This window comes from Streptomyces sp. NPDC026500 (assembly GCF_055567635.1).
The window spans coordinates 192322-214127 of record NZ_JBVHQB010000007.1 but is presented as its reverse complement, the minus strand read 5'-3'; the positions used below and the strand labels follow the sequence as shown (position 1 = coordinate 214127).

The window sequence follows — 21806 nt, the reverse complement described above, 5'->3', positions numbered from 1 at the left end:
GCCCTGGGTGGCGATGTACCACTCCGTCGGGGACTGTTCCGACGACCCGTACCGCATCACGGTCTCCCCTGACCGACTCGATCAGCAGCTGGGCTGGCTGCGCCGGCGCGGTCTGCGCGGGGTGCGCATGACGGACCTGCTCGCGGCCCGCGCCCGCGGCCAGGGGCGGGATCTGGTCGGCCTCACCTTCGACGACGGATACGCCGACTTCGTCGAGACCGCCCTCCCCCTCCTGCGGCGCCACGGCTTCGGCGCCACCCTCTTCGTCCTGCCCGGCCGGCTCGGCGGCGAGAACGCCTGGGATCCGCTGGGCCCCCGCAAGCCGCTGCTGAGCAAGCAGGGCATCCGGCTCGCCGCCGCCTCCGAGGGCATCGAGGTCGGCTCGCACGGACTCACCCATGTCGATCTGACGAAGGCCGACGACGCCGTGCTGCGTGCCGAGGTCACGGAAAGCAGAGCGGTGCTCTCAGAGTTGATCGGTGCTCCGGTCGGGGGCTTCTGCTACCCGTACGGGACCGTCGACCGCCGGGTCGTCGACGCCGTCCGCGAGGCCGGATACAGCTACGGCTGCGCGATCGACCCCGGCCCGCTGACCGGCCCGTACGCCCTCCCCCGCGTGCACATCGGCGAGAACGACACCCCCGTACGCCTGTTCCTGAAGCACAAACTGCACCGGCTGCGCCGACGCCCGGTCGAGGCGGGCCGATGAAGGCGCTGCACATCATCACCGGTCTCGGCGTCGGCGGCGCCGAGCAGCAACTGCGGCTGCTGCTGAGGCATCTGCCCGTCGAATGCGACGTCGTGACGCTCACCAACCCGGGCGCGGTCGCCGACGGGCTCACCGACGACGGTGTGCGCGTCATCCATCTGGGCATGTCCGGCAACCGCGACCTCGGTGCGCTCCCCCGCCTGGTGAGGGTGATCCGCGCGGGCCGCTACGACCTCGTGCACACCCACCTCTACCGGGCCTGCGTGTACGGAAGGCTCGCCGCCCGACTGGCCGGGGTGAGGGCCGTCGTGGCCACCGAGCACTCGCTCGGCGACTCGCAGATGGAGGGCCGCCGGCTCAGCTCGGGCGTACGCGCCCTGTATCTGGCCAGTGAGCGGCTCGGCCGCGCCACCGTCGCCGTCTCGCCCACGGTCGCCGAACGGCTGCGCCGCTGGGGCGTGCCCGGACCGCGCATCGAGATCGTGCCGAACGGCGTCGACATCGCCCGCTTCCGCTTCGACCCGGTGCTCCGCGAACGCACCCGCCGCCGGCTCGGACTGCCGGAGGGCGCCTACGTCGTCGGCGGCGTCGGCCGGCTCACGGCGGGCAAGCGGTTCGACGTCCTGATCCGCGCGCTGGCCGAACTGCCCCACGAATGCTGGCTGTTGCTGGTCGGCGGCGGCACGGAGGAGAGCGTGCTGCGGCGCGCGGCGCACGACGCCGGGGTCGCGGACCGGGTCCTGTTCACCGGCGAGCGCCCCACCGGCGGCCTTCCCGGCGCCGATCTGCCGTCGCTGATAGGGGCCATGGACGTCCTCGCCTCGCCCAGCCCCGAGGAGGCGTTCGGGCTGGCCGTCGTGGAGGCGCTGGCGGCCGGACTCCCGGTGCTGTACGCCTCCTGCCCGGCCGTCGAGGACCTGCCGCCCGGGGCCGCCCGCGGTGCCGTCCGGGTCCGGGGCGACGCGGACTCCTTCGCCCGCGCCCTGACCGGTGTCCGGGCGGAGGGCCCCGCCCCTCGCTCGGCCGCGGAGGCGGCCCACCACTACTGCATCACCCGCAGCGCCGCACAGCTCATGGACGTCTACGCGGCCGCTGTCTCGCGCACCTGACTGGAGTGAGTTCCACATGTCCGAAAACCTCACCAGGGGCCACAGCTCCTCGGGTTCGGCCCTTTCCTGGGCGAGGACCATGCCGCCGTGGTCGCTGCTCGCCGCCGGAGCCGTGCTCGGCGGCGTGCTCGGCGGCGCGTACGGCGTGGTGAAGACCCCGACCTACACGGCCACGAGCTATGTCATCGCCGTACCGACGGAGAAGGGTGATCCGTCGGCCGCGCTCGGTTTCGCCCAGGCCTACGGCCGGGTCGCCACGCAGCCCGCGGTGCTCGGGGACGCGCAGGTGTGGGCCGGTGTGCCGGTGAAGACCCTGGAGACGAGCGTGCGGACGGCGACCTCCCCGGACGCTCCGATGGTCGCCGTCTCGGCCACCTCCTCGCGCCCCGACCGGGCCGCCGACATGGCCAACGCCGTCACCCGCTCGCTGACCCAGCACGCCAACGCGAGCCAGAAGAGCACCCACGTCGAACTCGTGTCGTTCTCCCGCGCGATGAAGCCGACCTCGGCGTCCTCGGCATCCCCGACGGTGACGGGTCTGGTCGGCGCGAGCGCGGGCGGGCTGCTCGGCGGGCTCGTGCTGCTGGTCCGTCCCCGGCGGGCCGACGACACCGCCCGCCCGGCCTCGGTGCCGAGCCCGGCGACCGCCGCCGATGTGCACGGCCAGCTGTGAGCGGGACGCTCCAGGCCGGTGTACGGAGCACCGCACGAGCCGAACTCGTCAGCGGCGAGCGGGAGTTCGCCGAGCTGTCGGCGGCCTGGGGGCGCCTGTACCGCCGCTGCGGCGCCGCCACCGCGTTCCAGAGCCACGCCTGGCTGCACTCCTGGTGGCTGTCGTACGGGACGCCGGGGCGACTGCGTCTGGTGGTCGTGCGCGAGGGCGATGAACTGCTCGCGGTCGCGCCCCTGATGCGGACCCGCCGTCCACTGCCGACCCTCGTACCGCTCGGCGGGGCGATCTCCGACTACGCGGACGTGCTCCTCGACGACGAGCACGCCGACCGGGCGGCGGCGACACTGACCGAGGGCCTGTCGGCCGCGGCCCGCACCGCGCTGATCGACTTCCGCGAGGTCCGCCCCGGCGGCGCGGTGGAGCGGATCTACGAGCACTGGCTCGGACCGCGCCGCCGGCTCCAGGACTCCCTGTGTCTGGAGCTGCCGGCCACCTCGATGGACGAGCTGGTGGAGCGCCTCCCCTCGTCCAAGGCCCAGCGCGTCCGGGCCAAGCTGCGCAAACTCACCGCGCTCGGGGTCGAACAGCGGGTGGTGGCCCACGACGAGGTGGACGCGGCCCTCGGCCGGCTGCTCGAACTGCACCGGTTGCAGTGGGAGGGCCGGAAGGTGACGTCCGAACACCTCCATGAGCGGTTCTCGGAGCATCTGGTCCGCTCGGTGGGCCCGATGGTGCGGTCCGGGGATGCGGTGGTCACGGAGTTCCGGCTCGACGACACCGTGATGGCCGTGGACCTCACCCTGCTGTCGCGGCGCCTGGCGGGCGGTTATCTGTACGGGGCCCATCCGCGGCTGCGCGAGCGCAAGGCGGACGTGGCGGTGATACTGCTCGACGCCTGCTCCCGGCACACCGAGGCGGGCGACCGCGGGACGCTGAGCCTGCTGCGCGGCGACGAGCCCTACAAGCACCACTGGCGCCCGGATCCCGTCGTCAACCAGCGGCTGCTTCTCGCCCGTCGGCGTACGGCGCCGCTGATGTCGGCGGTCGTCTGCGACGTCGCCGCGCGCCGACGGGGCAAGGAGTTGCTGCGGAGCTGGAAGGAGCGCGGTGGCGGCAGGCCCTGAACGACCCGCCGCCACCGGGGTGTCACCAGTCGCCCGACCACCAGTCGCGCGACCACCCGTCGAGACGCACGCACACCTTCCCGCCGATCCAGGACTCCACCCAGTCGCCGAGGTCCAGCGACGAACAGGTGTCCGGCGACGCGGACGTGTCCGGGTCCGGCGTCGCATTCGAGGCCGGCTCACGTGCCGGGGCCGGCTCGGGCGTCGGGGTCGGCGTCGAGACCGGCTCGGGTGTCGGATTCGAGGCCGGTTCGGGCATCGGGGTCGGCGTGGAGGCCGGAATCGGAGTCGGAGTCGAAGCCGGCTTGGGCGTCGGGGTCTTGGCCGGCGTGGGCGTCGGCGCCGGCTCGGAGGTCGGGGCCGGCTTGGGCGTTGGTGTGGGTGTCGGCGTCGAAGCCGGCTCGGACGTGGGCGTCGAAGTCGGGGTCGGGGTCGAGACCGGCTCGTGCGGCGGGGTCGGGGTCGGCTTGGGCGTCGAAGCCGGTTCGGGCGTAGGCGGCGGCGTGGGCTTGGGCGTCGAGACCGGGTCGGACGTCGGGGTCGGCGTCGAAGCCGGCTCAGGTGTCGGCGTCGAGACCGGGTCGGACGGCGGTGTCGACTCGGACGTCGGCGTCGAAGCCGGGTCGGACGTCGGCGTCGCGTCCGGCTCCGGAACCGTCGTCGTCGGATCGGTGAAATGAGACAGCGCGGCGCGGTACGCCTGGGCCGCCAGGGGATTGTCCTCGCACTGCCACACGCCGTGCGGGCAGTAGTCGGTGAGCGTGTTGTACAGCGGCTTGTGCTCGTCGATCCACGCGAGCATGTCCTTCATGTACGCCGCGTTGTCGCCGTTCTGGAAGAGGCCCCATTCGGGATAGGAAATGGACTTGCCGTGGGCCTTCGCGAAGTTCACCTGGTCCTGAAGCCCGTACGGCTCCTTCACCTGCTCGTCGAACGAGAGCCCCGACGGCTGGTCGTACGTGTCCATGCCGATGACGTCGACCGTGTCGTCCCCCGGATAGCACTGGGTCCAGGGAATGCCGTCCCGGCCGCGGCTCGGGGCGAAATCGAACCGGAATCTCTGTCCCGGCACCGCCCGCATGGCGGTGACGATTCTGTTCCAGTACCGCTTCCAGGCCTCCGGGTCGGGACCGCAGCGATGGGTGTACGTGATGCCGTTCATTTCCCAGCCGAGCACGATGACGGTGTCGGGCACCTTCAGCTCGACGAGCCGCTCGGCGAGCGCGCGGAAATGGTGGTCGAAGGCTCCGGTCTCGGCCTCGCGCAGCAGCAGGCGGACCTGGTCGTCGGACAGCCCCTCCTCGTTGTGCTCCATCATCGGGACGTTGAGGACAAGCATCCGGTCGTCCCGTCGGCGGCGCCAGTCCGCCCAGGCGTCCAGGAATCCGGGCGCGCCCTCGATGTTGCTCCAGCGGTCGCCGGGCAGATACGTGTGCCCGACCCGCAGTTCGGTGCCGCCCAGCCACTGGCTGAGCTGCTCGATGCGGGCGATAGCCCCGGCACCGTAGTCGAGATAGGCGCCGAAGGCGGGCGGCGCCGCGAGGGCCTGCTTGACGGGCAGCGCGGGCTTCACCCCGGTCGCGACGGGCCCCGTGGGTACGGCGGCGGTCGCGGTCGGCTCGGTGGACGGCGACGCCGACGGCAGGGTCTGGCTCTGGCTCTGGCTCTGGCTCTGGCTCTGGCTCTGGGGCACGGTCGGGCTTGGAGTCGGAACGCCGCCGATGGCCGAGGAGTTCGCGGGCGGTGTCGCCGCCCTGGGTGTCGGAGCCGGCGGGTCACCGACCCGCACCGCCCCGGCGCCCACGGCGTATGCCGGACCGGACACAAGAGCGACCGACGTGACGATGCCGGCCGCGATGAACGCCAGCCTTCCGCTTCGGGGCCGCTGCTGCTGTGGGGCCATGCCTGCTCCTCTCTCCCTCTTGATCCTCGGATTTCCATGTCCGATTACTGACACTCAGTCATATAAATACCTATTCAGCCAACGGGGGTTCCGGCCTCCACTCCTGATGATCACTCGCACGGGTGACCCGCCCTGTGGTCACCGCGCCCGTCCCGGATTCCCTCCCGACCGCGTCCCCGATCCCGATCCCGATCCCATTCAGTTCCCCGTTCAGATCCCGTCACCGATCCCGTTCCTTCGCCGACCGGGTCGCCGACCCGAAGGAAGAGCCCGTGCCGCATCTCGACAACCGGGTCCCCGCCGTGCTGCTGCGCATCGACCGGAATCCCTTTCACCACGGAACGCTGGGAGCCGTACGCTCACTCGGCCGAGCCGGTGTGGAGGTCCACCTCGTCGCCGATTCGGCGGGAAGTCCCGTCCGCGGTTCGCGTTTTGTGTGCGAGATGCACCCTCCGCCGCCACCCGGTTCGTCCCTCGCGGACATCGCCGCGGTGTTGCGCCGAGTGGCCGCCCGGGTTTCCCGACGTGCCGTACTGGTCCCGATGGATGACGCGAGCGCCCTCGCGGTGAGCCGTCTGGGCGAGGAACTCGCCGGCGGGTACCTGCTGCCCCGGCAGTCCGGCGCCCTCGCCGAACGCGTCGCCGACAAGGCCGAACTGGCCGCCGTCTGCGAGAGCGTGGGCGTACCGCACCCGGTGACACTGATGCCGCAGAGCCCGGCGCAGGCGGCCGCGGCGGCCTGGCAACTGGGGCTGCCGCTGGTGGCCAAGTGGAGCCGCCCCTGGCTGATCCCGGCCGGAAGGGATCTGCGCAGCACGGTGCTGGTCCGCTCGGCGAAGGAGGCGCAGGCCCTGTATCTGCGCACCGCGGAGGCGGGCAGCCGGCTGCTTCTCCAGGCCTTCCTGCCGCCCGGGCCCGACGGCGACTGGTTCTTCCACGGCTACGTCGACCGGTCCGGTGTGACACACGGCGGCGGCGCAGGGCGCAAACACCGCGCCTGGCCGCGCGGCGCGGGTCTCACCGTGGTCGGCCGCTGGACACCCAACCCGCAGCTCCAGACCCTCGTCGAACGGCTCACCGGGGCCCTCGGCTATCGCGGCATCTTCGACCTCGACTTCCGCCGGGACGCCACGACGGGCCGCTACCACCTGCTCGACTTCAACCCCCGCCCCGGCGCCCAGTTCCGGCTCTTCGAGGACGGGTCGGGCCTGGACGTCGTACGCGCCCTGCACCTGGATCTGACCGACCGTCCGATGCCCGAACCGGCACCCCTGCCGGGCCGGGTGTTCGTGGTGGAGAACTACGCGCCGCTCGACGCGCTGCGTCCCCCGTCCGCGGGGCGCGAACTGGCCTGGCACGCGGTGGACGACCGCGCCCCCGGTCGGGCGATGTGGGGTCTGTGGGCCCGCCATGTGTCCCTGCGCCTGGCGCAGCGCGTCGGCCGCCGGCTGCGCGGGCCGCTCGTCGCGGCGGACAGGGCCGGGGCGGCAGAGGCGACCGGGGCGGTAGAGACGGCCGGGACGGTGGAGTCCTTCGGGACGACGACCGGGCCGCGGGAGGGGGCCGGGGTGACGACCCGGATGCCGGTCGGCCCTCCCGAGACGGCGGCGGCCGGGACAGCGGCGGCCGAGACAGTGACGGCCGAGGTGGAGAAACCGGTCGCCGCGAGCGCGGACTCGACCGTCTTACGACCGCGCGGCGGGCCGGTTCCGCGCGCCGACCCCCGCTTCGACCGGATGTCCGCCCACCTGACCGCCCTGCCGGCGGGCCCGCCGGCCCACCCCCTTGCCGACGACGAGAAAGCGAGCAACTGCTGATGTACGACCTCTTGGTGGTGGGAGCCGGCCCCTACGGCCTGTCCATCGCGTCCCACGCCGCGGCGGCCGGGCTGAGCCTGCGCGTCCTCGGCCGCCCGATGGCGTCCTGGCGTGACCACATGCCGCACGGCATGTTCCTGAAGTCGGAGCCGTGGGCGTCCAGCCTCTCCGACCCCGAAGGCCGCTGGCGCCTGGAGACGTACTGCGCGGGCCGGGGTGTCGCGGCCCGGCACGGCGAGCCGATCCCGGTCGAGCTGTTCGCGTCCTACGGCCTGTGGTTCGCCCGCAACGCCGTGCCCGACGTCGACGAACGCATGGTCGTCCGCGTGCGGGCGTGCCCGGGAGGCTTCGAGGCCCTGGTCGACGACGGCGAGGTGCTGCGCGCCCGCACGGTCGCCCTGGCCATCGGTGTGATGCCCTTCGTCGAGGTGCCGGCCGCGCTGAACGGCCTCGGGCCCGAGCAGGTGTCGCACAGCAGCCGGCACGGTGACCTCTCCCGCTTCCGGGGCCATGACGTCACGGTGATCGGCGGCGGCCAGGCCGCCCTGGAGACAGCGGCCCTGCTCGCCGAACAGGGCACCCGGACAAGGGTCGTGGCCCGTGCAGACCGGCTGTACTGGAACGACGTGCCGCCCGCCTGGGAACGGCCGTGGTGGCGGTCGGCCCGCGCCCCGCACAGCGGTCTGGGCTGCGGCTGGCGCAACTGGTTCTACGCCGAGCGCCCCGGACTCTTCCGCCGGCTCCCGGAACCCACCCGGACGCGGATCGCGGCGACCGCGCTGGGCCCGGCGGGTGCCTGGTGGGTGCGCGACCGCGTCGAACCGGTGATCGAGCTGATGCTGGGTCACGAGGTCACGTCGGCCTACACCTCGGGCATCGGCGTACGGCTCGAAACGGTGGACCGGGGCGGCACGCCGACCTGTCTGGAGACCGACCACGTCATCGCGGCCACGGGGTTCAGGGCGCGGCGCGAGCGGCTCGGTCTGCTCGCCGAAGAGCTGCGGGCCCCTCTGGCGGCGGCGCCCGACGGTTCTCCAGAGATCGGCCGGGACTTCGAGACGTCGGTGCCAGGGCTCTTCATGGCGGGCCTGATCACCGCCTCCGGCTTCGGTCCGGCCATGCGCTTCGTGCAGGGCGCCGGTTTCACCGCGGACACGCTGGTGCGCGGTGTACGACGGCGGCTGCGCACGGGGCCGGGCGGCGGACGGATTCCGGCGCCCGGGGATCGCCGTCGGCAGGGATCTGACCAGGGGCTCGGCCCCGGGCGCTGACTCCGGCGGCGCAGGGGGGAGCGCGCGGACCGCTCCGGGTGCCGGGCGCGTTGACGCGTCCGGCACCCGGAGCGGAGCGTCACGGACGGGACGCGGCCCGGCTTCGCCGGTACAGCACGGTGCCGCCGGCCAGCAGGGCGGCACTGGCCGCCGTGGTGGCGAGCAGTCCCTCACTACCGGTCTCCGCCAGCGTCGCGGGCGGGGTGTACCGCTGGTGCACCATGACGGGCGGCCCGGGGGGCTGCTCGTGGACCTTCACGGGCGGGGTGTACACGGCAGGCGTGTGCGGAGTCCGCGTCGGCGGGTGCTCGTGGACCGTCCGCGGGGGCGTGTGCGGAGGGGGCGGCGGCGGAGTGCAGTGGTGCGGGGTCGTCGCGTGGCCCTCCGGCGCGTGGTGATGGCCGCATTCGTTGCCGATGGCGGGGTTCAACAGAGCGATCACGTCCGCGGTGTTCCCGCAGAGCTCGACCGGCACGTCCACCGGAGCAGCGGCGTGGTCGCCCGACAGGACACCGGGCGAGCCCTGCGTCCCGCCGTACGACGACGAGCCGCTCCAACCCCCGTGGTGGGCACGCGAGTCGCCGGAACCCGGACCTCCGTGACCGGAGTCGCCGTACCCCTGACCGTGGCCGTGACCGGAGTCCCCGTATCCGGAGTGGCCGTATCCCGAGTCGCCGTAGCCGCCGGGTTCACCGCCATGACCGCCGTATCCACCCCGGCCATCGTGCTCACCGCTGTGACCGCCGCCCGAGAGACCGCCGTGGCGGCCGTGTTCACCGCCGTGGCTGCCGTAGCCGCCGCCCGAGTGGTCGGTGCCGCTGTGGCCGGCGGCGGGGCCCGAACCATGCGTGGAGCCGGTGTCGTGCTGGGCCGGGTGGTGCGGTGCGGCGTGCCGGCCGTGCGAACCCGAGCCGTTGGCACAGGAGTTGCCGAACGCCGGGTTGAGGGCGGCGACGACGTCGACCGTGTTGCCGCAGACGTTCAGCGGCACGTTCACCGGAACCTGGACGTTGTTTCCCGACGCTACGCCGGGTGAGTCCGAAGCGGTCGCGGTCGTGTTCGAGTCCGCGAAGGCCGGACTGGCGTACAGGGACATGATGCCCGTCGCAGCCGCGGCCAGGACCACTCCCCTACTCAGGTTCTGTCGCACTCTTGTTTGTCTTCCTGCTGGTAGAAGTGAGGAAGCCGGCCTTGGGACCAAGAGGTGGTCCCAGGCCGGCCGTGGCACAGCCGGAGGCGGCTGAAGTGCCGAGGCGTCAGTGGTTGACGCAGACGTTGCCGATCGCCGGGTTCAGCAGGGCGAACACGTTGACCGAGTTGCCGCACACGTTGACGGGGACGTGGATGGGGACCTGGACCACGTTCCCGGAGAGGACACCGGGAGAGTGAACGGCGGCGCCCTCGGCACCCGCGTCCGCGAAGGCCGGGGCAGCCATGCCCAGCGCCATGATCGCGCCGGCGACGACAGCAGCGCTCTTCTTGTGCTTCACGTGCTTTCCCTTCTCTGGGTCATGCCCCTTTGTCGGCCGAAACCGAGCGAGCACAACTTGATTGGCTCGCACCATGACCTACAGGCTGCAAACGAGGGACGGACGACCGAAGAAACTGCGGACCGTACGCCAATTGGGAATTCACTCGAATCGCCCTGCGCGGAATCGACACGGAAGCTTCACATCAGGCGAAACGCTCCTTCAAGAAGGAGCGTTTCGCCCGGGGCGGGAATGTCAACTCGGCAGAGGCGGAATTCATATGAACGACGAGAACACGCGTCGGGGCCCGGACCGGAGGGTCAGCCGCGGCCGGCGCCGTTGCCCGACAGGACCGGGATGCTGTCCGCCATGTGGAACAGCCGGCTCGTCATCCTTGGCCTGGGTGGAGTTCTCGGCGCACTGCCGGTTCTGCGGCGCAGAGGAGATCGAGACGTCCTGAGCAGCGGTGATCGGGATGCCGCCGAGGACCGAGCCCACGCCGGCCTTGGCCGGCAGGCCGACCCAGAGCTTGTCGAGCGTGCCCTGGGCGAGCGAGAGCTGGGGGCTCATGTCCCCCTTGGCCGGCATTTCTCCGGGCCCTTCTCGGTCGTGACACACATTCCGGCTCCCCCTCAACCGGAGCCGGCGGGATTCGTTCCGTGACGTCACCCGATCGGGCTGCTCAGCCCGTCCGAATTCATGGAACCTATGGCCCGAGAATTTGACCGTCGCACCACCCATATAGGCCATTGGGGTGAATCGGAGCAACTATGCGCCCCAGGCCCAGTTGTCCAGGTCGCTCCGGTGGACGGGGTTTCTCCAGAAGGGATCAGCAAGTGATCAAGAAGGTTATGGCTGCTGCGGCGATCGCCGCTTCCGTCGTCGGAGCCTCGGCTGCCGCCGCGCCCCAGGCGCTGGCCCTCGGCAACGACGACGGTGTCACCACCGTCAACGGCAACCACGCCGCGCAGATCTACGGCAACCAGGCCACGTACGGCAACATGAGCCCGCAGATGGCGCTCATCCAGGGCTCGCTGAACAAGCCCTGCATCGGCCTGCCGGCCAAGCTCGACACCCAGTCGCTCGTCGGCGCGGTGCCGATCGGCGTCCAGGACGTCCCGATCCTGTCGGCCCCGCAGAACCAGCAGTGCACCGAGAACTCCACCCAGGCCAAGGGCGACGAGCCCCTCTCGCACATCCTGGACAACATCCCGGTCCTGTCGGGCAACGGCGCCAGCCGCAGCTGACCCACCGCCGCGCACAGTGGGCCGCCGGCGCGTCCGGCGGCCCGCTGCCGCTGCCACCTCCACGACGGCAGCGGCGGCGACGCACCGACCCGGGAACTCCTCGGGCCATTCGGGGGACACCCGCAACCACACCATCCGCAGCACTGTTGATCATGACGCGGCTCCTGTCGGAGTCCGCTCTCCGAAAGGGCAAACGAACATGAAGAAGCTCTGGGCGACCGCGGCCGTTGCCGCTTCCCTCGTCGGCGTCGCGGCTGCCGCCGCGCCCCAGGCACTCGCCATCGGCAACGACGGCGGCGTCACCACCCTCAACGGCAACGACGCCGTCCAGAAGTACGGCAACCAGGCCACGCACGGCGACATGAGCCCCCAGCTCTCGCTGGTGCAGGGCTCCCTGAACAAGCCCTGCATCGGCCTGCCGGCCAAGCTCAACACCCAGTCGCTCGTCGGCGCGGCGCCGATCGGCGTCCAGGACGTCCCGATCCTGTCGGCCCCGCAGAACCAGCAGTGCACCGAGAACTCCACCCAGGCCAAGGGCGACGAGCCCCTCTCGCACATCCTGGACAACATCCCGGTCCTGTCGGGCAACGGCGCCAACCGCAGCTGAACCCCTTCGGCGTACCACGGACAGCGGGTCACTCCTCGGAGCGGCCCGCTGTTCCCGTGTCCGCCGCCAGGGCCTGCCCGGCGTCAAGTACGGGGATCTTCCCGACGTCCGGTGCCAGGGTCTTCTCACCGTCCGGTGCCGGGCGCTCAACTCCCGTACAGCGCCTCGATGTCGGCCGCGTACACCGCCGTCACCGCGTGCCGCCGCACCTTGAGGGACGGGGTGAGCAGGCCATTGTCCTCGGTGAACTCGCCTTCCACCAAGGCGAACGCGCGAATGGATTCGGCCCGGGAGACCGCTTCGTTGGCGTAGTCCACGACCTTCTGGACCTCGGCGCGCATGCGGGGGTCGCGGACAACGTCCGACAGCGGGGTGTCCGCGGGGAGTCCGCGGACGGCGAGCCAGTGGGCGACCGCCTCGGTGTCGAGGGTGATCAGGGCCGCGACGAACGGGCGGTTGTCGCCGACGGCGAGGCATTGTCCGACGGGTGCGCGGCTGCGCAGCCGGTCCTCCAGGACGGCGGGCGAGACGTTCTTGCCGCCCGTGGTGATGAGGATGTCCTTCTTGCGGCCGGTGATCGTGAGATAGCCGTCCTGGTCCAGCGCGCCGAGATCGCCGGTGGCGAACCAGTCCTCGGTCAGGACGGCGTCGGTAGCCGCCGGGTTGTTCCAGTAGGCGCCGAAGACGACACCCCCCTTGATCAGTACCTCTCCGTCGTCGGCGATCCGGACGGCGGTGCCCGGGACCGGCAGGCCGACCGTTCCGGGGCGGGGGCCGAGAGGCGGGACGACGGTGGCGGCGGCGGTCGTCTCGGTCAGCCCGTAGCCCTCGTAGACGATGATTCCGGCGGCGTAGAAAAAGAGGTTGAGGTTGCGGTCGAGCGGGGAGCCGCCGCTGATGGCGTAGTGGGCGCGGCCGCCGAGTTCCTTGCGGATGCGTCGGTAGACCAGCAGGTCGTACAACGCCCAGGCCGCGTACAGGCCGGGCCCGGGGCCCTTGCCCGTGCCGAGGAACCGGTTCAGATACGCCTCTCCGAAGCGCACGCCCACGCGGTCGGCGCGGTCGAAGGAGGCGGCGCGGCCCATCTTCTCCGCGGTCGCGCGCCCGGTGGCGTGGATCTTCTCGAAGAGGTACGGGACGCCGACCAGGAAGGTGGGCCGGAACTCCCGCAGTGCGGGCCGGAGTTCGTCCGGTTTGATGCTCGGGCAGTGACCCAGCTCGATGCGGGCCATCAGACAGGCGATCTGGAGGGTGCGGCCCATGATGTGGGCGAGCGGGAGGAAGAGGATCGTCGAAGCGGTCCGGCCGGTGACCTGCTGGAAGACGGGGTGCAGCAGCTCGACCGTGTTGGCGGCCTCGGCGTACAGGTTGGCGTGGGTGAGGACGCAGCCCTTGGGTCTGCCGGTGGTCCCGGAGGTGTAGCAGATCGTCGCGACCGTCTCGGGGGCGAGCGCGGCGCGCCGCTTGGCGACCTCCTCGTCGGTGATGCCCCGTCCCAGGGAGGTGAGTTCGGCGAGGGCGCCCGCGTCCAGCTGCCAGACACGCGGGGGTTCGGGGTGGCGGACGACGCCGGTGGCCACGGTCTCCGTGTTCCCGGGGGTCTCGACGACCACGAAGCGGGCGCCCGAGTCCCGGACGATCCAATCCACTTGTTCGGCGGAGGAGGTCGCGTAGACCGGGACGGTCTGGCCGCCGGCCGCCCAGACGGCGAAGTCGAGGACCGTCCACTCGTAGCGCGTGCGGGACATCACCGCGACCCGGCCGCCCGGTTCGAGGCCCGCCACGATCAACCCCTTGGCAACGTCGGTGACTTCGCGGGCGAAGGCGGCCGCGGTCACCGGCGCCCAGCCGCCGCCGTCCCGCGGCCGGCGCAGCACGACCGCGTCGGGTGCCTCGGCCGCGTTGGTGAACGGCAGGTCGGCCGTGCTGCCGGTGGTGGGGGTGGGTGCCAGCGGGGCGGTGCGCGCCTCGCGGACCGTACCGCTCTCGTCCCTGACCAGCTCCACCTGGCTGCGGCTCGCCAGGTCCGCGTGCCGCTTCGCCCGTTTCAGATCCTTGCGTACGCCCATCACGGCTCCCGTTCGCAGGGTCGTTACCGCCGAGTCAACTTACCCGTGCGTAACAGAAATTCAATGGGCCGCGCACGATTCGTCCCCGGCGGGCCGGTCCCGCCGTCCGCCCGCCGACCGACGAACAGACGGCGGGCGGGCAGACCGGCAGGCAGGCAGGCAGGCGGGCAGGCGGGCAGGCGGGCAGGCGGGCAGGCGGGCAGGCAGACGAACTACCTGTCGCAGTCCGCGTCACAGATGTTCAATCCGTCGGCCTGGTCGATGGCGGTGGCGAGATTCGCCACGTCGTTGTCCTCGGTGTCCTTCGCCAGACCGTGGGCGTGCGAGGCGAGTTCACCGAGCGGGAGGGCACCGGGCAGCGAGCTCCAGCGGGCATCGCCCGAGCGCAGGGCGTCGGCGAAGTAGGCGGCCACGGCGGTGACCTGGAAGGAGCGGGACGAGGCCCAGACTCCGGACCTCAGGGCGACGGTCTCCAGGCTGCCGTACTCCTCGTGCGGGGCGCGGGAGTCGGGGTCGAGCCAGCGGACGCTCGCGGTGGCCAGATGGCCGGAGGCACCGGGGCGGGTGCGCACGGCGTAGAGCGCGGTGACGGTGTGGCCGGGACCCACTTCGCCGCCGTCCACCTGGTCGTTGCGGAAGTCCTGGTCGGCGACCTTGCGGTCGTCGTAGCCGATCAGCCGGAACTGCTCGACCGTCTCGGGGTCGAAGGCGACCTGCGCCTTGGCGTCGCGTGCCGTGAGGTCGATGTTCTGCGGAAGCTGGTCGCAGAAGACGGTGAGAGCGTCGTCACGGCTGGAGACGTACGTCGTGTGGCCGTCGCCCTTGTCGGCGAGGCGCTCCATGAGGGCGTCGCCGTAGTCGCTGCCGACACCGACGCCGAAGAGGGTGATGCCGTGCTCGCGGCGGGCGGCGGAGATCCGTTCGAGGATGCTGTCGGCGTCCGTGTCACCGGTGTTGGCGAGGCCGTCGGAGATCAGGACGACCCTGTTGGTGGCACCCTTGCGCAGTCCCTCGACGGCGGTCGCGTACCCGGTCTTCACACCCGCGCCGAGGTTGGTCGAGTCGGTCGGCTCCAGGCTGTCGATCGCCCGGTGGACGCGGCCCCGGTGGTCGCCGAGCCGGGTCATCGGCAGCACGGTCCTGGCCTCGTCGCTGAAGGTGACCAGGGCGACCGAGTCGTCGTCGCGCAGCCGGTCCGTCATCACGTCGAGCGAGTTCTGGGCCAGGTCGAGGCGCCCCGGCTCGGACATGGAGCCCGAGATGTCGATGACGAAGGTGAGGGCGGCGGGCGGGCGTTCGCTCTCGCTGTCGGCGGCCCGGGTGGCGAGGCCGACCCGGAGGAGGGACCAGCGTCCGTCGTCGGTGCGGGCGCCGTCGACGGTGACAGTGAAGCCGTTGCCCTCGGGGCGCCGGTAGTCCTGGCGGAAGCTGTTGACGAACTCCTCGGGACGGATCGTGGTGGGGTCCGGGACACCGCCGCTCGCGAGGGTGCGGCGGGCATACCCGTACGACGCCGTGTCGACGTCGAGGGCGAAGGTGGAGAGGTAGTCGGGCGACGGCGTGACATCGGGGGCGTCCGACTGCTCGCCCTGCTGATCACCCTTGGCCGGGCCGCCCGTCGGCTGGACGGGGGCCGGCAGCGGAAGGTTGCGGCCGCCGGACTTGTCCGCGCCGTCCGAGGAGTTGTTGCCGCCGCCCGCGCCGCATCCCGTGAGCAGCACCGTGCCCGCCACCGTCAGGGCGAGCAGCGAGACGCCGATCCGTCGACGGGTCGCCGTCCGCGCGCCGTCGCCTGGGCGGCCCGCGTCGGCCGCCGTCCGTATGTGGTTCTTCCCCATCTGTGCCCCCTCGGCGTACGGCCCTTGTGTGGGCCGATATATGTGACTGTGACGGCCGAGGGGGCCGGGACGAGCGCTCGGATGCGTTGCGGAAGGATTTCGAAGCGGCCACGGCGGAGGCCCGTCGAGACCGGTGGGTGATCTTCCGGAGACCTACGACACGATGTCCTTGCGCCCGAAACCGCGGAAGGCCAGGGCGAACAGGACGAGCGCGTACGTTACCGAAATCGCCGCGCCCTGGATCATCCCTCTCCACTCCAGATTCGGCTGGACGGCGTCGGCCCAGGCGAACTGCCAGTGGGCGGGCAGGAAGTCGCGCCAGTGGCCGAGGGCGGTGACCGCGTCCAGGACGTTGCCCACGATCGTCAGGCCGACCGCTCCGCCGACCGCCCCGAGCGGGGCGTCCGTCTTCGTCGACAGCCAGAACGCGAGCCCGGCGGTGACCAGTTGGGAGACGAAGATGTACACGATCACCACGAGCAGCCGCTGGGCGGCGGTACCCGCGGAGAGCGCGCCGCCGGTGGGGATCTCCAACGGGCCCCAGCCGTAGGCGGCGGTGCCCACCGCCAGCGCGACGACCGGCAGCAGGACCATCGCCGCGAGACTGAGACCGAGCGCGACGGTGAGCTTGGACCACAGCAGCCGGGCTCTGGGCACGGGTGCCGCCAGCAGATAGCGCAGGGAGGACCAGCTCGCCTCGGAGGCGATGGTGTCGCCGCAGAACAGCGCGACCGGGATCACCAGGAGGAAGCCCGCCGACACGAACAGGTTCACCGCGGCGAAGTTGGCGCCCGACGCGGTGGCCGTGTCCAGCAGGGTGATCCGGCCGTTCCGCGCGCCCGGTTGGCCGCCGATCGCGAACGCCACGAGCAGGACGAAGGGCAGGGCCCCGAGGACCGCCCCCATGACCAGGGTGCGGCGGCGCTTGAGCTGGCGGACGAGCTCGACGCGCAGCGGCAGGGTGCGGCGCGCCCGGTACCCGTCCGCCGTCTCGGTCCGCTCGAGGAGCGTGCTCATGCGGAGCCTCCGATCAGGGTGAGGAACACGTCTTCCAGACGGCGGTGGGGGCCCACCGCCGCTACGGGTACTTCGAGGCGTACGAGCTCCACGACCAGGCGTTGCGCGCTGCCGTCGGCGTCGAGGCGGACCAGCAGCCCTTCCTCGGTCGCGACGGCCGAGAGCACGCCCGGCAGGGCGCCCACCTTCTCGACGACCGGCTCGTCGACGGGTGAAGCGGTGCCGACGAGCAGGGTGTCGCCGGAGCCGATGATCTCGGACACCGGGCCCGCCTGCACGAGCCGGCCGCGGTCCATGACCACGAGATGGGTGCACGTCTGCTCGACCTCGGCGAGGAGATGGCTGGAGACGATGACCGTGCGGCCGGCGGCGGCGTACCGGATCATCACCTCGCGCATCTCGCGGATCTGTGGCGGGTCGAGGCCGTTGGTCGGTTCGTCCAGGATCAGCAGGTCCGGGAGGCCGAGCATGGCCTGGGCGATGGCGAGGCGCTGGCGCATGCCCTGGGAGTAGGTGCGCACCGCGCGGGCCAGCGCGTCGCCGAGTCCGGCGATCTCCAGGGCCTCCTCCAGATGGGCGTCCTCGGGGGGACGGCCGGTGGCCAGCCAGTACAGCTCCAGGTTCTCGCGGCCCGAGAGGTGCGGGAGGAAGCCCGCTCCCTCGACGAACGCCCCGACCCGGGAGAGGACCGGCGCGCCGGGACGGATCGCGTGCCCGAAGACATGGATCTCGCCCTCGTCGGGCTTGATGAGGCCCATGAGCATGCGCAGCGTGGTCGTCTTGCCCGCGCCGTTCGGTCCGAGCAGGCCGAGGACCTGGCCCTTCTCCACGCGGAACGACAGCTCCCGTACCGCGTACCGGTCGGCCGACTTGGCGTAGCGCTTGCTCAGGCCGCTGATCTGGAGCGGGACTTCGGCCAGCCCGGGATCGGGTGCCGGGGCGCTCGTGCGGCGGCGGCCGGTCACAAGCAGTGCCAGTGCGGCGAGCGCGCCGGCGAGGGGCAGCCACCAGACCCAGGCGGGCAGCGCCGAGGCGGCGGTCTTCACCGCGGGGGCCGTCGGCACCTGGAGGTCGCTCCTGAGGGACACGGTGTACGTCGCCGGGGCCGCCGGGGAGGCGTAACCGAGGTCGGTCGTGGCGAGGACCAGACGCAGCCGGTGGCCCTTCTGGACCTCGTGGTCGATGGCGGGAAGGGTGAGGGACACGTCCTTGCCGCTCTTGGCGCCCTCGACACGGACCGGGGTGACCAGCTGGGAGGGCAGTACCTGCTGGGTGCCGCCCGGACCGACGTCGTAGACCTTTGCGAAGAGGACCGCTTCGTCGGTGCTCGACCGGACGTGCACCGTCACGGTCGGCGAGCCGGTGATCGGCAGGTCGGCACGGAGCGGTGCGGAGTCGAAGCGGGCGTACTGGCCGGGGAAGTCGAGGGAGATCCCGACGCCGAGGGTGGAGAGCTGGGCGAGACCGCCCGAGCCGCCGAGTCCCGGCAGGCCCGAGATGGCGGGCGGACTGGCGCCGGCCGGGTTCTGGAAGCTCTGCTCGCGGCCGGTCAGCGCGACGGTGTGCCGGCCGCTGTCCAGTCCGGGGTAGGTGTCCGCGCTCGCGCCGCGCAGCAGGGCGGCGCCGTCGGTGGAGTCGATGCCCCCGGTGCGGGTGACGCGGAAGGCGGGGCCGGTGTCGGCGCCCTTGTCGTCCTTCAGATAGCGGTCGAACCAGGAGTTGATCCGGGAGGTGACGCGGCCCGTCTCCAGGTCGCCGCCGTCGTGCCCGCCCGAGATCCAGTCGACGTCCACGGGTGCGCCGCCCGCCTTGATGGCCTTGGCCATCGCGTCGGCCTGGCCGAGCGGGAAGAGGGAGTCGGACTGGCCCTGCACGATGAGGGTGGGCACCTTGATGCGGTCGCCGACGGCGGAGGGGCTGCGCTCCTGGAGCAGCTTCGTCGCCGCCGCGTCCGGCTTCCCGGACTCCGCGACCCGGTTGTACATCGCGCACAGCTCGGTCTCGAACCGGGCGCAGCCGCCGCCGGAGTTGATGAAGATGCCCGTCCAGAGCTTCTTGAACACGCCGTTCGGGAACAGGGCGTCCGCGAGGTTCCAGTACGTGATCGACGGGGCGATGGCATCGACGCGCGGGTCGTTCGCGGCGGCCAGCAGCGAGATCGCCCCGCCGTAGGAGGCGCCCGCCACGCCCACGCGCGGGTCGCCGGTCCTGTCGAGCCGGACCTCGGGCCGTCGGGCGAGCCAGTCGATGAGCCGGGAGACGTCGGCGACCTCGCCCTTGGGGTCGTTCAGCCCGATCTTTCCGGTGGACTTGCCGAAGCCGCGCGCCGACCAGGTCAGCACCGCGTATCCGTCGCTGGCGAGCTTCTCCGCCTCGTCGCGTACGTCCGCCTTGCTGCCGCCGAAGCCGTGCGCGAGGAGGACGGCGGGGCGGCGCACGGTGGCCGGGCCCGCGGTGAAGTACGAGGTGTCGAGCCGCACTCCGCCGTCCATGGCCATGACGCGGTCGGCGCGGTGCACAGCGGGAGCGTCGTCGGAGGCGACGGCCGTCCAGGTGCCCGCGCCCGCGAGCAGCACGACGGCCACCGCGGCGGCCGCCCATCTCCCGCGGGCTCGCGCCGTCGTGCGAGCGGGGAGTTGCCCCCGGCGCGGCCCGCGCGGCCGGGGCAGTCGAAGATCCATGCCTCAACGGTACGGGCGCCCACCGACAACCGGGGCAGCCGCCGGGGTGAACCCGCACCCCTCCCACGGGAGTACGGCACCGCTTTCGTGTACCGCGTCCGTGGTACGAACCCCCCATGCAGATGCGCCGCGCCGTCACCGTCGGGGAACTGACCGCCGCCGAGTACCTCTTCGACCATCCCGTGCGTCCCGAGTGGGCCCGGCGGTTCCTGGACACCCAGGGCCATCACCTGTACCTGGCCTACGAGGGCGAGGTCCCGGTCGGCTTCGTCAGTGGCGTCGAGACGGTCCACCCCGACAAGGGCACCGAGATGTTCCTGTACGAGCTGGCGGTGGCCGAGCCGTTCCGGCGGCGCGGCACCGGGCGGGCGCTGGTCCGCGAACTCGCCGCCCTGGCACGGGAACGCGGCTGCTACGGGATGTGGGTGGGGGTGGACACCGGAAACGACGTCGCCCTTGCCACGTACCGCAGCGCGGGTGGCAAGGACGACGGGACGTGCACGGTGGTGACGTGGGACTTCGGCTGAGGCCTCCGCGAGGGGCGGGGCCCGGCGCGTGGGGGTCGGGCCGGGCGGACCGCGCGGTTACGCCTGCGCGTCCTCCGGGATCGACACCAGCCAGCGGGTGTCGCGGCGCGGCCGCAGGTAAAAGGCCCAGTACAGGGTGGCGACGGCGGTGATGCCGCCGGTCCACACCAGATAGACCGTCTCCTGCTGGCTGAGGACGTAGGCGAGGACCGCGATCAGCACGATCGGCATCGCGGGCCACAGCGGCATCCGCCAGGCGGGCGTGTGGCGGTGGTGGCCGCGCCGGGCGAGCAGGGCGGCGACCGCGACGAGGAGGTACATGGCGGTCACCGACACGCCCGTCACGCCGTACAGGGTGTCGAGGTTGACGAAGCAGAGGGCGGCGCCGGGGACGCCCACCAGCAGCGTGGCGACCCACGGGGAACCGAACCGGCCGAGCCGGGACAGGCCGTTGTTGACCGGTGCGGGCCACGCCTTGTCACGGGCCGAGGCGAACAGGACGCGCGAGTTCTGGATGACCATGACGATGCCCGCGTTGATGATCGCGAGGGCCACGCACAGGCTGACGAAGGTGCCGACGGCCGAGTTGGACCAGGCCGTGACCATGCTGCTGATGTCGCCGCCGCTCAGCGCCGGCAGGTCGGAGGCGCCCAGGGTGATCGCGACGACCGGGACCAGGATGATGACCGTGGAGATGGCGAGGGTGGCCAGGACCGTACGGGCGACGTTGCGGCGCGGGTTCTCCAGTTCCTCGGAGAGGTAGACCGCGGTCGAGAAGCCCTGGGTGATGAAGAGGGCGATGGCGAGCCCGGAGACGACCATCATGGCCGTCACGGTGTTCGTGTGGCCGCCGGAGTCCGCGACCTGCATCGACACCAGGCTGCCGGCGCCGCGCCGGCTGTGCGCGAAGCCCAGGACCGCCACGAGCGCGGCGGCGATGACTTCGAGGACCAGGAAGATGCCGGTGATCCAGGCGTTGGCGCGCAGGTCGAGCAGGCCCGCGAGAGTGGCCAGGAGCATCACGCCGGCGCCGGCCATCGCCGGGTTCAGATGGACGATGGGCGCCAGGTAGTCGGCCGTGCCCATCGCGATCACCGGCGGCACGATCATGACCACCAGCAGGGAGAGCACGAACACGAGCCAGCCCGCGAGGCGTCCGGCCATCGTGGAGACCATGGCGTACTCGCCGCCCGCGCTGGGGATGAGGGTGCCCAGCTCCGAGTAGCAGAACGCCACGGCGACACAGAGCAGTGAGCCGATCGCGATGGTCAGCGCGGTCGCGGTGCCGAGCGAGGAGAACAGGTCGGGCACCACGACGAACAGGGTCGACGCGGGTGTCACGCACGAGAGGGTCAGCAGGGTGCCGCCGACGACGCCGATGGAGCGCTTGAGCGTTTTGGGGTTCCTGGTCTCCGTTGGGGCGGCGTCCAGGACGGCGGTCTCTACAGGGCGGAGCGTGTCGGTCATGAAGCGGTTCCGATCGACTCGTGCGTCAGGGTGTTCGGGCGGGAGCGATATCGCCTCCGGCGGATCGCGTCGTACTGCTTTCTCGTCCGCTCCCGCGCTGATGGAACCTTGACGGAAACCGTTGCGTCAATGGCCGTTTACCTACGGAATCCGCAGCAGCGGAGCGACGCACGTCACATCGCTTTCCCAGGCAGCAACGCCGCGATGCTGCAATCAACAAGACTTGCTGGCGTATGACCTTGCTTTCGAAGGGAACATCAATCAGTTACCTGCATCAC

General features: G+C 71.8%; 16 protein-coding genes and 2 pseudogenes. 9 read left to right on the top strand and 9 right to left on the bottom strand.

The features are described from left to right. The first annotated feature begins 13 nt into the window (after nucleotides 1-13). From ACZ4N5_RS15410 to ACZ4N5_RS15395, 4 genes are read left to right on the top strand one after another with little or no spacing between them, the layout of a single operon-like run. Nucleotides 14-709: a polysaccharide deacetylase family protein gene (locus ACZ4N5_RS15410; RefSeq protein WP_467757705.1), complete on the top strand. Its 696-nt coding sequence runs from the start codon at nucleotides 14-16 to the stop codon at nucleotides 707-709. Further along, on the top strand, nucleotides 706-1818 hold the full coding sequence (locus ACZ4N5_RS15405) for a glycosyltransferase (RefSeq protein WP_467757584.1): 1113 nt from the start codon (nucleotides 706-708) through the stop codon (nucleotides 1816-1818). The genes ACZ4N5_RS15410 and ACZ4N5_RS15405 overlap by 4 nt, the downstream gene beginning before the upstream one ends. Nucleotides 1819-1834: 16 nt before the next feature. Further along, complete coding sequence (locus ACZ4N5_RS15400; protein ID WP_467757583.1) at nucleotides 1835-2491, top strand: YveK family protein; 657 nt, start codon at nucleotides 1835-1837, stop codon at nucleotides 2489-2491. Further along, nucleotides 2488-3615 carry a GNAT family N-acetyltransferase gene (locus ACZ4N5_RS15395; RefSeq protein WP_467757582.1) on the top strand — a complete coding sequence of 376 codons (1128 nt, stop codon included), beginning with the start codon at nucleotides 2488-2490 and terminating at the stop codon, nucleotides 3613-3615. The genes ACZ4N5_RS15400 and ACZ4N5_RS15395 overlap by 4 nt, the downstream gene beginning before the upstream one ends. Nucleotides 3616-4135: 520 nt before the next feature. On the opposite strand, the pseudogene ACZ4N5_RS15390 reads toward ACZ4N5_RS15395, so the two are convergent. Then, nucleotides 4136-5518 (bottom strand): annotated as a pseudogene (locus tag ACZ4N5_RS15390) (glycoside hydrolase family 26 protein); the annotation flags it as partial. Between the two features lie 272 nt (nucleotides 5519-5790). On the opposite strand from ACZ4N5_RS15390, the gene ACZ4N5_RS15385 reads away from it, so the two are divergent. Together ACZ4N5_RS15385 and ACZ4N5_RS15380 are read left to right on the top strand one after the other, a co-directional pair. Further along, complete coding sequence (locus ACZ4N5_RS15385; RefSeq protein WP_467757581.1) at nucleotides 5791-7335, top strand: carboxylate--amine ligase; 1545 nt, start codon at nucleotides 5791-5793, stop codon at nucleotides 7333-7335. Continuing rightward, nucleotides 7335-8606, top strand: a complete 1272-nt coding sequence (locus tag ACZ4N5_RS15380) for an FAD-dependent oxidoreductase (RefSeq protein ID WP_467757580.1) — start codon at nucleotides 7335-7337, stop codon at nucleotides 8604-8606. Before ACZ4N5_RS15385 ends, ACZ4N5_RS15380 begins: the two co-directional genes overlap by 1 nt. A gap of 79 nt (nucleotides 8607-8685) precedes the next feature. Here the strand turns inward: ACZ4N5_RS15380 and ACZ4N5_RS15375 are convergent, their stop codons facing one another. The 3 genes and pseudogenes from ACZ4N5_RS15375 to ACZ4N5_RS15365 all read right to left on the bottom strand — a co-directional run. Further along, a complete protein-coding gene (locus ACZ4N5_RS15375) occupies nucleotides 8686-9756 on the bottom strand; it encodes a chaplin (RefSeq protein WP_467757579.1) in 1071 nt (356 codons plus the stop codon). Between the two features lie 106 nt (nucleotides 9757-9862). After that, the gene (locus tag ACZ4N5_RS15370) at nucleotides 9863-10054 is read right to left on the bottom strand and encodes a chaplin (protein WP_467757704.1); all 192 of its coding nucleotides are present in this window, start codon (nucleotides 10052-10054) and stop codon (nucleotides 9863-9865) included. A 341-nt stretch (nucleotides 10055-10395) separates the two neighbouring features. Continuing rightward, a pseudogene (locus ACZ4N5_RS15365) lies at nucleotides 10396-10654 on the bottom strand (rodlin); the annotation flags it as partial. Between the two features lie 257 nt (nucleotides 10655-10911). Between ACZ4N5_RS15365 and ACZ4N5_RS15360 the strand changes: the two are divergent. After that, nucleotides 10912-11322, top strand: a complete 411-nt coding sequence (locus ACZ4N5_RS15360; RefSeq protein WP_467757578.1) for a rodlin — start codon at nucleotides 10912-10914, stop codon at nucleotides 11320-11322. A 199-nt stretch (nucleotides 11323-11521) separates the two neighbouring features. Beyond that, nucleotides 11522-11929 carry a rodlin gene (locus ACZ4N5_RS15355; protein WP_467757577.1) on the top strand — a complete coding sequence of 136 codons (408 nt, stop codon included), beginning with the start codon at nucleotides 11522-11524 and terminating at the stop codon, nucleotides 11927-11929. Between the two features lie 146 nt (nucleotides 11930-12075). On the opposite strand, the gene ACZ4N5_RS15350 is transcribed toward ACZ4N5_RS15355, so the two are convergent. The 4 genes from ACZ4N5_RS15350 to ACZ4N5_RS15335 all read right to left on the bottom strand — a co-directional run bounded on the left by ACZ4N5_RS15350 (nucleotide 12076) and on the right by ACZ4N5_RS15335 (nucleotide 19534). After that, on the bottom strand, nucleotides 12076-13998 hold the full coding sequence (locus tag ACZ4N5_RS15350; RefSeq protein WP_467757576.1) for an AMP-dependent synthetase/ligase: 1923 nt from the start codon (nucleotides 13996-13998) through the stop codon (nucleotides 12076-12078). Nucleotides 13999-14210: 212 nt separating this feature from the next. Beyond that, nucleotides 14211-15836 carry a vWA domain-containing protein gene (locus ACZ4N5_RS15345; RefSeq protein WP_467757575.1) on the bottom strand — a complete coding sequence of 542 codons (1626 nt, stop codon included), beginning with the start codon at nucleotides 15834-15836 and terminating at the stop codon, nucleotides 14211-14213. 153 nt (nucleotides 15837-15989) lie between these two features. Then, nucleotides 15990-16853: an ABC transporter permease gene (locus ACZ4N5_RS15340; protein WP_467757574.1), complete on the bottom strand. Its 864-nt coding sequence runs from the start codon at nucleotides 16851-16853 to the stop codon at nucleotides 15990-15992. Next, the gene (locus ACZ4N5_RS15335; protein ID WP_467757573.1) at nucleotides 16850-19534 is read right to left on the bottom strand and encodes an alpha/beta fold hydrolase; all 2685 of its coding nucleotides are present in this window, start codon (nucleotides 19532-19534) and stop codon (nucleotides 16850-16852) included. Before ACZ4N5_RS15335 ends, ACZ4N5_RS15340 begins: the two co-directional genes overlap by 4 nt. A 116-nt stretch (nucleotides 19535-19650) precedes the next feature. Here ACZ4N5_RS15335 and ACZ4N5_RS15330 point away from each other — a divergent pair, with 116 nt between their 5' ends. Continuing rightward, a complete protein-coding gene (locus tag ACZ4N5_RS15330; protein WP_467757572.1) occupies nucleotides 19651-20061 on the top strand; it encodes a GNAT family N-acetyltransferase in 411 nt (136 codons plus the stop codon). A gap of 57 nt (nucleotides 20062-20118) precedes the next feature. On the opposite strand, the gene ACZ4N5_RS15325 is transcribed toward ACZ4N5_RS15330, so the two are convergent. Continuing rightward, nucleotides 20119-21528 carry an APC family permease gene (locus ACZ4N5_RS15325; RefSeq protein ID WP_467757571.1) on the bottom strand — a complete coding sequence of 470 codons (1410 nt, stop codon included), beginning with the start codon at nucleotides 21526-21528 and terminating at the stop codon, nucleotides 20119-20121. Between the last annotated feature and the right edge of the window lie 278 nt (nucleotides 21529-21806).